We start from the raw sequence: 12,578 nt of genomic DNA, 5'->3' as shown, positions 1-12,578 counted from the left end.
GTAATAATAATTTAGTATTACTGCTTTTCATAAAAATATCGTTATTAAAAATAAGAGAATCAACGAATAATAAAACCAACCGCCACTGAATAGATAAGATTACCTTTAGTGTTTTTAATATCCTTTTGTAATATATATTATTTTTTATATACTAATAGTATAAATTAGAACACAAAGGAATAAAAAATGAATTATATATTTCGAAAAATGACATCTAAAGATATCAGCACAGTAACGCACTTATTACAGGCAAATGCAGAATCTCAACAAGGTGGATTATATGGCGAATATCCTCAGAATAAAGTTGATGCAATGTATCAAAGTAGTACAAATACCCTTGTTGCACTTTATCAAGAGAATATCGTTGCTGTTGTTTTCAGTTTCCCAGTAACCTCTTTTTCAATTCCCCCTATCGCCCAAGAAATTAATCGACGTTATCCAGAAATAACACAAAATAACTGGTTTTATGGGCCTGTTTGTATTGAACAATCACATCGTGGAAAATCGTTATTAAAGGATCTTTATCAACACATATGCGCTTTGCATGGTGGGCATCCTATCGCCTTTGTTAATAGTGAAAATATACGCTCACTCAAAGCACACCAAAAATTAGGCATGGAGCCTATTAAGAATTTTGAATTCAAAGGAAAATTTTGGTGGGTCATTAAAGGATAATGAAAACAAACGAAAGAAAATAATCATCACTGCCTGCTCAAAAATATTATGACTAAAAATCAGAACTTCACTCTGTTTTTTCAAAAACAGACAAAAACCAATAAAAAACAATAAAAATCAAATGGATAATAAAAAATAAGGAAAAATTAATCTATTCTTAACAATATTTCAACGCCTATTTAGACTGTCGAATTGCTTACAATTTGACATCATTCTGTGATCTCCCTTTCAAATATGAATCTTTCGTTAACTTACTTTTTGATCTTATACAAAAGTATAAATAAGATAAAAGACACCAATTCGAAAGTAAACGTAAAATAGGAGGGAGCAATGACTGTTTCCCGCAGAACTTTTATCAAAGGACTCGCAGCCAGCGGCGCAGCAATGTCTGTTTCTACCCCTGTTCTTGCTAATTCAGGGAGCTCAACATCTAACAAACCAACGCGACCAGAAAACGCGCCTAATTTATTAATTGTTTTTCCTGATGAAATGCGAGCCCACGCATTACAGTTTATGGGGGAAGATCCATCAATCACACCTAATTTGAATAAATTTGCGAAGCAAGCCAAAGTAATGACGCAAATGGCGTCCAATTACCCCTTATGCTCCCCTTTCCGAGGCATGTTTATGACGGGGCAATACCCTGTTCGTAATGGTATTACAGGTAATGCGCATGACTATGGTGGAAAAGTGGGTATTGATTTATCTCCTTATGCGAAATGTTGGTCTGATGTTTTAAAATCTCTTGATTACAGCACAGGTTATATTGGCAAGTGGCATCTTGATGCGCCTTACCAGCCTTTTATTGAAAGTTATAATAATCCGATGGAAGGCCGATATTGGAATGAGTGGGCCGCCCCCGATAGACGCCATGGTTTTGATTTTTGGTACTCTTATGGCACCTATGATTTACATTTAAAACCAATGTATTGGGCAAACGATACCCCTCGTGATAAGCCTATTTACATCGATCAATGGGGGCCTGAACATGAAGCGGATATGGCTATCAAGTTTCTCAAAAATGAAAATAATCAATTTAGAGATAACACAAAACCTTTTGCATTAGTGGTTTCAATGAATCCACCTCATTCTCCTTATGATCAAGTGCCGAAAAAATACCTCGATACTTATCAAGGTAAAACATCAAAAGAACTCAATACTCGCCCTAATGTGCAATGGGATAGTGAATACCAAGAAGGTTATGGCCCTCAATATTTCAAAGAATATATGGCGATGGTCAACGGTGTTGATGAACAGTTTGGTCGTATCGTTGATGAATTAGAGAAACAAGGTCTTGCGGATAATACCCTCGTTGTATTCTTCTCGGATCACGGCAGTTGCTTAGGGGCAAATGGGCAAGCAACAAAAAATAACCCTTATGAAGAATCTATGCGTGTTCCGATGATGTTTCGATTACCAGGTAAAATTAAACCAGGCTCTGACGATGCATTAATGTCAGCACCTGATATTTACCCTACTATTTTAGGGTTACTTGGTTTATCAGACTGGATCCCTGATTCTGTAGAAGGCAGTGATCTGGCAAACCGAGTGGTCACAGGTAAAGGCGACACAGCAAACTCGCAGCTCTATCTTTTTATTCCTTATGGAGAACCTTCATTTGGTAAACGAGGCGTCAGGACCAAAACACATACACTCGTTATAGATAGACAAGATGGTCAGCCATTGAAATATACCTTATATGACAATGTAAATGATCCTTATCAGATGAAAAATATTGCCAAAGACAATATGCCTTTAATTGAAAAATTAATTAAAGAAGAATTGACCCCTTGGCTAGAAAAAACAGGAGATTCTTGGCGCGCCTCTGAATTTATTACGGCAACAACAAATAAATTAAATAAAACATTATCAACATGTGAAGAAAAAAAATAAAAATATCTGCGCCATAGCATTATGGCGCTATATATAAACCCGATTCGCTAATATAAAAAATCCTTTTATTTAAATAAAGGGAACGATGTCCTACACCTAAAAATTGACACACATAAAAGCGAATAAAGAATTGGATATATACTATGAACAAACTTCGTATTGCTCTTTTCTTACCTCTTCTTGGCTTAGGTTTAACGTCTTTTTATTCTCAAGCAGCAAATGTCAACGCCATGTTTTCTTGGGAGACGGCAGATTATGATACTCCCAATAACTATGCGGGTTATCGTGTAGATTTCAACATCAATCCAGATAAATCAAACTGGTATTTTGATGTTGGTTTTCGTCAACGTGAGCATGACAATAAAAACCGCTATCAGCGTTATGATTTACAAGGCAGCTATCGTTTTAAATTAAATAACGGTTGGATCCAACCTGGTTTAAAAGTACGTCAAGATCTCACTAATTATGATAATGGCAGTCGCTTAACTATTGATTTTTATGAATCAAAAACAAATTACCAATTTCCCATTAATAAAGATTGGGTGCTAACGGGAAGTGTTCTATTTGGCTTACAAAAGAAAGAAGATAAACGTAGCAATGGTATCACCAATACAGATTATTTAGGTTGGGAAATTGAACCAGGTATTCGTTATTTTGTGACACCCAATATCAATACAACTGTTGCTTATTTTGATGGTGGTAAGCAAGCAATACGACATGAAGAATACGACACAAAAGAGACAAACCATAATCAGCAAGTCCGTATGTACGTCAACTGGACAACACCAATAGGATTAATTGTTTCACCATCAATGCGTAAATCTATTTTTGGAAAGATAGAGGATAGAACTAATAAAGGTGATTATATCGAAAAAGATATGACACGTTATACCTTACAAATGGCTTATCAAATATCACCTCAATGGCGAGTCATGACAGAATATTATAATGAAAGAGTTGAAAATAAAAATGACGGTAAAAAATCAACTCAAGATTATTTTAAAGTTTCATTCAGGGCGACATTCTAATAATTAAAATCATATCATTGTTCATGGAGTATATTGTGAAAAATAAAAAAATGTTATTTTTGAGCGCTGCTATTTTATCTGCTATTTATAGTTCGGCATGGGCAGCAGAATGTGATCCTAATTTAACTATTTGTAAAACTGTTAATATTAATGACGGTAATACCGCTCAAATAAATAAAGATATCACCGTTTCTCAAGGTGATGGTGTTGTCTTTAATGGCTCATCTACAGAATATAAAGCGCAAGCGATAACAAAAAATATTACGGTAACGGGTGATGGCGCAAGTGCGATTAAAATAAATCAAGGCGCTTCTTTCAGTAGCAATATCAATTTAAATGGTGCAAACGTAACTAGCGAGAACGGCACTGCAATATTGGTTGAAGGTGATTTTCCTAAACGAGGCACCGGCGTTTATGTCAGAGACGGTGCTATTATTCGTGGAAAAACCGCCGCTATTGATTTTAGAACACTGAAAACTGGTTTTAGAAGTGATGTAAATGGAGAGATCCATGGCGATATATTAGGAAATGGTCATGCTGACACTAAAATAAACTTTGCATATCAAGGTGGGGCTCAAAATGCTTTATTTGATGGATACCAAATTACCGGTGTTCCTTTAATAGAAAACCACGGTAATTTAACTATTCAAGGGAAAGACAAAACAATTCATTGGGGTGGGAATTTTATGAATAAGGAAAATAGTCAGCTTATTTTCCGCCTTGATGATAATACTAATACTGATGAAACTATTCTTCATGTTGACGGTGATGTCACCTTTAAGAAAGGCAGCCAAGCCAAATTAGATTTTAAAGGCACCAGTGTTGATAACATCATTAATAAAGATATTGTTTTAATCTCCTCCAATTCAGCAATTAAAGATGAAGCTGGGATTACAGTGACTGACGCTAATACCATTGCACCAGACATTTCTCCTTTATTAGAAAAAACAGATTCATGGTTAGAAACGACACCGCCTAATATTAGTGGCGGTGTGAGTGGGAATCAATTAGTCGCTCGTTATGGTATTAGTTACGAAGGTGGGAATAATTTTATCAGTGCTGCTGAACGTGGTGGTGTAAGTGAAAATGGATTAGCCGCAGCAAATTTTGTTATTCCAACTGTATTAAATGAATTTAATAATACCCGTAGCCAAGTTTCAGATGAAGCACTGAGTTTATTAGTTTCTGCCGGAAACGATGATAATAATATAGCGACTTTATCAAATGATTTAGCTCCAGTGGCTGATGGTAGTGATCTTCAAGCGGGATTAATTATGGTTGACGATATGCGTAATAATATTGCACATCGTTATTTACGTTATGACAACCAATTACCAATTGAGGAAAGAGAGACGGGCTGGAATAGCTGGGCCAATGTGCTATACGGTTATGGTACTCAGAGCAATCAAGGCGGTATTAACGGTTACAACACTTACCGTACGGGTATTCAAATTGGTACTGATTATGAAATTAATCAAGATGCCCTTATCGGAGTTTCTTTTGCTTATAACTATGCCAAAGCAGATGCAAAACAACGCAATGCAACAAAAGAAATTAGTCATTTTGAATTTATGCCTTACACCGGTTGGTATAGTGACACATTGTTCCTAAACGGTAATTTAAATATTGGTTATTACACTGTTGATAGCGAGCGTGATATTGGTGGCAACACAGGATGGGAAGGAAATACCAAAGCACAAGGTGATTATTCTGGCGTGCAATTAGGTTATCAGATTAATGCTGGCACTTATTTTGACTTTGATTTCATTCATATTAAACCCATGCTGACTTACCAATATCAATGGCTCAATATTGATTCATGGGAAGAAACAGGCTCAGCTTTATCTATGCGCACTTATGGTCAGCGCTATGCCGTTAATCAATTGGGTGGCTCCGTTGCTTTATGGAATAGCTATCAAATTACTTACGGGAAATTAACCCCCTCTCTTAATCTACGATATTTCAAAGATATCGCGGGTGATAATAATATCGAACAGCGCCACAGCCTCACCTATTTTAATACCGGAGGAAGCACCTTTGATATTAAAGGAAATACGGTTGGTGGCGACATTATTAGTGCTGAGCTAGGTGCAAATCTTGATATTACCCAGTCATTAAATTTGGGTACAACAATGGGATATCAGCGTTATAACAAATTCAATGAAGGACGTATTGGCTTCACCATTAGCCAGCGTTTCTAAGGAGAAAAATAATGCCGATATTTCGCTTTACTGCACTTGCTATAACGGGGCTATTATCAGTCCCCTATAATGCCATTGCAGCCACTAACAACCCTGCATTTGATCCTAATAATTTGATGCAGGCAGAAATCTACCATTTTGCGCAAAATAACCCATTAGCTGATTTTTCATCTGATAAAAACTCAACACTGACATTATCTGATAAACGCAGCATCATGGGTACACAATCCCTTTTGTGGCAATGGAAAGGTGGCAGTAGCTTTACTTTACATAAAAAGCTCATTGTTCCGACCGATAAAGAAGCCTCTAAAGCATGGGGACGTGCATCTACCCCTGTTTTATCATTTTGGCTTTATAATGAAAAACCCATTAATGGTTATTTGGCTATTGATTTTGGGGAAAAACTCAATGCAACTAGCGAAGCTCAAGCTGGCTTTAAGGTTAAACTGAATTTTACAGGTTGGCGTGCTGTGGGCGTCTCTTTAAATAACGATCTTGAAAATCGTGAAATGACCTTAAATGCAACGAATACGTCTTCTGACGGTACTCAAGATAGTATTGGTCGTTCTTTGGGTGGCAACGTTGATAGCATCCGCTTTAAAGCCCCTTCAAATGTGAGGCAAGGTGAAATCTATATCGATCGAATTATGTTTTCTGTCGATGATGCTCGTTATCAATGGTCTGATGATCAAGTAAAAACACGCTTATCAGAGCCTGAAATTCAGTTTCATAATGTACACCCCTCACTTCCTGTCACGCCTGAAAATTTAGCGGCAATTGACCTTATTCGCCAACGCCTAATTAATGAATTTGTTGGAGGTGAAAAAGAGACTAATCTCGCGCTAGAAGAGAATATCAATAAACTAAAAAGTGATTTTGATGCACTTAATATTCTCACGTTAACCGATGGCACAGTACAAGGCAAACATCTGATTACCGATAAACAAACCATTATTTATCAACCAGAACATCTTAACCCTCACGACAAACAACTATTTGATAATTATGTTATTTTAGGTAATTACACAACATTGATGTTTAATATTAGCCGTGCTTATGTACTGGAAAAAGATCTCGCACAAAAGGCTCAGCTAAAGCAGATGTACTTATTAATGACCAAGCATTTATTAGATCAAGGCTTTGTTAAAGGCAGTGCATTGGTTACAACCCATCACTGGGGATACAGTTCTCGTTGGTGGTATATTTCTACGTTATTAATGTCGGATGCCTTAAAAGAAGCAAACCTACAAACTCAAGTTTATGACTCATTACTGTGGTATTCACGAGAGTTTAAAAGCAGTTTTGACATGAAAGTAAGCGCGGACAGCTCTGACTTAGACTATTTCAATACTTTGTCTCGTCAACATTTAGCGCTCTTATTGTTAGAACCTGACGATCAAAAACGTATCAATTTAGTCAATACCTTCAGTCATTATATTACAGGTGCACTCACTCAAGTTCCACCGGGTGGTAAAGATGGTTTACGCCCTGACGGCACCGCTTGGCGACATGAAGGTAACTATCCGGGTTACTCTTTCCCTGCCTTTAAAAATGCCTCACAGCTAATTTATTTATTACGAGGTACCCCGTTTGCGGTTGGTGAAAGTGGTTGGAATAACCTAAAAAAAGCGATGGTTTCAGCGTGGATTTACAGTAACCCTGAAGTCGGATTACCGCTTGCTGGGCGACACCCTTTTAACTCACCTTCGTTAAAATCAGTCGCTCAAGGTTACTACTGGCTTGCCATGTCTGCAAAACCATCCCCTGATAAAACACTCGCCTCTATTTATCTAGCGATTAGTGATAAAACTCAAAATGAGTCGAATACTATTTTTGGGGAAACTATTGCGCCGGCGGCTTTACCACAAGGCTTCTATGCCTTTAATGGTGGTGCTTTTGGTATTCATCGCTGGCAAGATAAAATGGTGACACTGAAAGCTTATAACACCAATGTTTGGTCATCTGAAATTTATAACAAAGATAACCGTTATGGTCGTTACCAAAGTCATGGTGTAGCTCAAATTGTTCGTCATGGCGATCAACTTTCACAAGGCTATCAACAAGAAGGTTGGGACTGGAATCGAATGCCTGGAGCAACCTCTATTCATCTTTCTCTTAAAGAACTAGACAGCCCTAAACCTCATACCTTAATGCAGCGCGGAGAACGTGGATTTAGCGGTACATCATCCCTTGAAGGTAAATATGGCATGATGGCATTCGATCTTATTTATCCTGCCAATCTTGAACGTTTCGATCCTAACTTCACTGCAAAAAAGAGTGTATTAGCGGCAGATAATCACCTTATTTTTATGGGCAGTCATATTAATAGTGGTGATAAAAATAAAAATGTTGAAACAACGTTATTCCAACATGCCATTACGCCAACATTAAATGCAATTTGGATTAATGGGCAAAAAATTGAAGGTTTTCCTTATCAAACAAGCTTAAAGCAAGGAGATTGGCTAATTGATAGCAACGGTAATGGCTATTTAATTACCCAAGCTGAAAAAGTAAATATCAGTCGCCAACATCAGGTTTCGGCTGAAAATAAAAATCGCCAACCAACAGAAGGAAACTTCAGTTCAGCATGGATTGATCACAGCACTCAACCTAAAGATTCCAGTTATGAATATATGATCTTTTTAGATGCGACACCTGAAAAAATGGGAGAAATAGCAGAAAAATTCCGTAAAAACAATGAATTATATCAGATCCTTCGTAAAGATAAAGATGTTCATATTATTTACGATAAACTCAGTGATGTGACGGGATATTCTTTTTATCAATCAGCTTCCATTGAAGATAAATGGATCAAAAAAGTCGATAAACCCGCGATTGTGATGACTCATCATCAAGGTAATACGCTCACTGTCAGTGCAGTGACACCTGATTTAAATATGACTCGCCAAAAAGCAGCAACCCCTGTCGCCATCAATATTACCGTTAATGGTAAATGGCAATCTGCTGATAAAAATAGCGAAGTGAAATATAACGTTTCAGGTGATAATACTGAGCTGACTTTTACCAGTTACTTTGGTATTCCACAAGAAATCAAACTCTCACCACTCCCTTGATTTAATTAAAAGGAACGCGCTTGCGTTCCTTTTTGATTTGCAGGAAATCTGATAATGCTAATAAAAAATCCTTTAACACATGCGGTTACATTAAGCTTCTGTTTATCATTACCCGCACAAGCATTACCCTCTCTTTCTCATGAAACTTTCGGTGATATTTATCTCTTTGAAAATGAACTGCCTAATACCCTTACCACTTCGAATAATAATCAATTATCACTGAGCAAACAGCATGCTAAAGATGGTGAACAATCACTCAAATGGCAATATCAACCACAAGCAACATTAACGCTAAATAATATTGTTAACTACCAGGATGATAAAAATACAGCTACCCCACTCACGTTTATGATGTGGATATATAATGAAAAACCTCAATCTTCCCCATTAATATTTCAATTTAAACAAAATAATAAAGTTGGGTTACGCTTTGATACTCAACTTAATTTTACGGGATGGAGAGGTATTGCCGTTCCTTTTCATGATATGCAAGGCGACGCAAAAGGTCAGTTTGATCAATTAGTGATCACGGCACCAAACCAAGCCGGAACTCTCTTTTTTGATCAAATCATCATGAGTGTACCGTTAGACAATCGCTGGGCCGTGCCTGACTATCAAACACCGTACGTAAATAATGCAGTAAACACAATGGTCAGTAAAAACTGGAGTGCATTATTGATGTACGATCAAATGTTTAAAGCCCATATTCCCGCTTTAAACTTCAATACTGAATTTCACGACGACCAAGTTGAGATGGCTTCGATTTATCAGCGTTTTGAGTATTATCAGGGAATTAACAGTGATAAAAAAATCACCACAGACATGCTCGATAAGAATTTAGTACTCTGGGAAAAATTAGGGCTAACACAACACGCTGATGGCTCAATCACAGGAAAAGCACTCGATCACCCTAATCGGCAAAATTTTATGAAAGTCGAAGGTGTATTTAGTGAAGAGATGAAAAACACATTACTTGATGCGAATATGCTAAGAGATGTGGGTAAAACACTTCTTCAAACCGCTATTTACTTACGTAGTAATTCATTATCAGCTACAGAGAGAAAAAAATTAGAAGACCATTATTTATTAGGCACTCGTTACGTCCTTGAACAAGGTTTTACACAAGGTAGTGGTTATCAAATTATTACTCATGTTGGTTATCAAACCAGAGAGCTTTTTGATGCATGGTTTATTGGGCGCCATATTCTCGCAAAAAATAACCTTTTAGCCCCCACTCAACAAGCGATGATGTGGTACAACGCCACTGGACGAATTTTCGAAAAAGAGAATGAAATTGTTGATGCAAATGTTGATATTCTCAACACTCAATTGCAGTGGATGATAAAAAGCTTATTAATGTTGCCTGATTATCAGCAACGTCAACAAGCCTTAGCACAACTGCAAAGTTGGTTAAATAGAACCATACTAAGCTCAAAAGGTGTGGCTGGCGGTTTTAAATCTGATGGTTCTATTTTCCATCACTCACAACATTACCCTGCCTACGCTAAAGATGCTTTTGGTGGCTTAGCACCGAGTGTTTATGCATTAAGTGATTCGCCTTTTCGCTTATCGACTTTAGCACATGAGCGTTTAAAAGATGTTTTGTTAAAAATGCGGATCTACACCAAAGAGATGCAAATTCCTGTGGTATTAAGTGGTCGTCACCCAACAGGGTTGCATAAAATAGGGATCGCGCCATTTAAATGGATGGCATTAGCAGGAACCCCAGATGGTAAGCAAAAGTTAGATACTTCACTTGCTGCGGCTTATGCAAAATTAAACAATAAAGAGCGTTTTGAAGGCATTAACGCTGAAAGTGAACCGGTTGGCGCATGGGCAATGAATTATGCATCTATGGCAATACAACGAAGAGCATCGACTCAATCACCACAACAAAGCTGGCTCGCCATAGCGCGTGGTTTTAGTCGTTATCTTGTTGGTAATGAAAGTTATGAAAATAACAATCGTTATGGACGCTATTTACAATATGGACAATTAGAAATTATTCCGGCTGATTTAACTCAATCGGGGTTTAGCCATGCTGGATGGGATTGGAATCGATATCCAGGTACAACCACTATTCACCTTCCTTATAACGAACTTGAAGCAAAGCTAAACCAATTACCCAGCGCTGGCATTGAAGAGATGTTACTTTCAACAGAAAGTTACTCTGGCGCAAATACGCTCAATAATAACAGTATGTTTGCCATGAAATTGTATGGTCACAGTAAGTATCAGCAACAGAGCTTAAGAGGAAATAAATCCTATTTCTTATTTGATAATCGCGTTATTGCTTTAGGCTCTGGTATTGAAAATGATGATAAACAACATACAACAGAAACAACACTATTCCAGTTTGCCGTTCCTAAATTACAATCAGTGATAATTAATGACAAAGAAGTAAACCAATTAGGTACTCAATTAACCTTAAATAATGCCGACACCTTAATTGATCCTGCAGGAAATTTATATAAGCTTGCTAAAGGACAAAATGTAGAATTTAGTTATCAAAAACAACAATCCGTTGATGATAGAGATTCAAAACCTACTGAACAATTATTTGCTACTGCGGTTATTTCACACGGTAAAGCGCCCAATAATGCTAATTATGAATATACGATAGCTATTGACGCACAAGATCATCAAGCACCCGAATACATCGTATTGCAACATAATAATCAACTTCATGCAGTAAAAGACAAAATAACTCAAGAAGAGGGTTATGCTTTTTTTGAACCGTCTCAATTAGCGTCACCTGATGCAATATTATTATCAAGTGATGCACCAACATTAGTGATGGCTAAAGCACAAAATCAACAATTAACATTAAGCATTGTTAATCCTGATTTAAATTTATATCAAGGTATTGAAGCAGATCAAGTTGATGATAAGAATAATCAAATTGAAGTCAGTGTTTATTCTCGAAATTGGCTTACAGCAGAATCGCAACCAATAAACAGCACCATTGCCGTAAAAGGAATATGGAAATTAGCAATGCCTCAATCCGGTGTTATTATTAAGCATCACAATAAAAACACTCTTATTACGACAACAACAATACAGGCAACACCGACTGTTATTAATTTAGTTAAGTAATCCCTTAACTTTTAAACTAGAGAGCCTCGATATAAAATATCTAGACTCTCTTTTATTAAAAATAAATTAACGAATTAATTAATTATTAAAAATAATTAGAAGAAATCAATAGATTTATTATTGATAATAAATGTGTTGTGCTCAATGATTATTTTGTTATTCTCTGCGCGGGTGCTTGGATCAATCTGGTTCAAGCATTTTGCAAGCACCAGAAAGAGAAAAGCCCCGATTATGTTATTAACATTAACCGAGGCCAAATCTTACCCAACAATTTGATTTTGCCTCCATTCTTATCGGAGTGCAAGAGGAAATGAAAAAATATTCTTTTATCGGGCTAATGATCGTGACCATGATAATATCAAGCCACGTATTATTGGGGAATGAATATCTTATTTATTCACACCACCGAATAGATATTTAATTATTCAGTTTAATATAGCTTTCACTTTATATTAATCTTGTGGGGGAGCGTTCCCCCACAGTTTCCTTATTCAATGATTGTGTTGTAATCTAAGCACCCGAATTTATAACAAGAAGAGGTAACAGATTATTGTTACCTTTTATTATATTAAAAATAAAAAAACCGACCTTATATTTGGTCGGTATCCTAG

The 12,578-nt window shown here is 36.7% G+C and carries 6 protein-coding genes; all 6 read left to right on the top strand.

All coding sequences use genetic code 11. The annotated features are described in order from the left end of the window. The first annotated feature begins 186 nt into the window (after positions 1–186). The 6 genes from INT04_RS02820 to INT04_RS02795 all read left to right on the top strand — a co-directional run bounded on the left by INT04_RS02820 (position 187) and on the right by INT04_RS02795 (position 11,967). The gene (locus tag INT04_RS02820) at positions 187–675 is read left to right on the top strand and encodes an N-acetyltransferase (RefSeq protein ID WP_193014644.1); all 489 of its coding nucleotides are present in this window, start codon (positions 187–189) and stop codon (positions 673–675) included. A gap of 330 nt (positions 676–1,005) precedes the next feature. Further along, positions 1,006–2,568: a sulfatase-like hydrolase/transferase gene (locus INT04_RS02815; RefSeq protein WP_193014643.1), complete on the top strand. Its 1,563-nt coding sequence runs from the start codon at positions 1,006–1,008 to the stop codon at positions 2,566–2,568. A gap of 143 nt (positions 2,569–2,711) precedes the next feature. Next, positions 2,712–3,596, top strand: a complete 885-nt coding sequence (locus INT04_RS02810) for an OmpG porin family protein (RefSeq protein WP_193014642.1) — start codon at positions 2,712–2,714, stop codon at positions 3,594–3,596. 35 nt (positions 3,597–3,631) lie between these two features. Continuing rightward, the gene (locus INT04_RS02805; RefSeq protein WP_193014641.1) at positions 3,632–5,797 is read left to right on the top strand and encodes an autotransporter domain-containing protein; all 2,166 of its coding nucleotides are present in this window, start codon (positions 3,632–3,634) and stop codon (positions 5,795–5,797) included. Positions 5,798–5,808: 11 nt separating this feature from the next. Next, a complete protein-coding gene (locus INT04_RS02800) occupies positions 5,809–8,871 on the top strand; it encodes a chondroitinase family polysaccharide lyase (RefSeq protein WP_193014640.1) in 3,063 nt (1,020 codons plus the stop codon). A 54-nt stretch (positions 8,872–8,925) separates the two neighbouring features. Next, a complete protein-coding gene (locus tag INT04_RS02795) occupies positions 8,926–11,967 on the top strand; it encodes a chondroitinase family polysaccharide lyase (RefSeq protein ID WP_193014639.1) in 3,042 nt (1,013 codons plus the stop codon). Positions 11,968–12,578: the final 611 nt, after the last annotated feature.

It is taken from the genome of Proteus sp. FME41, from assembly GCF_014897315.1.
Lineage (GTDB): Bacteria > Pseudomonadota > Gammaproteobacteria > Enterobacterales > Enterobacteriaceae > Proteus.
This window is presented reverse-complemented; position numbering and strand designations above follow the sequence as displayed.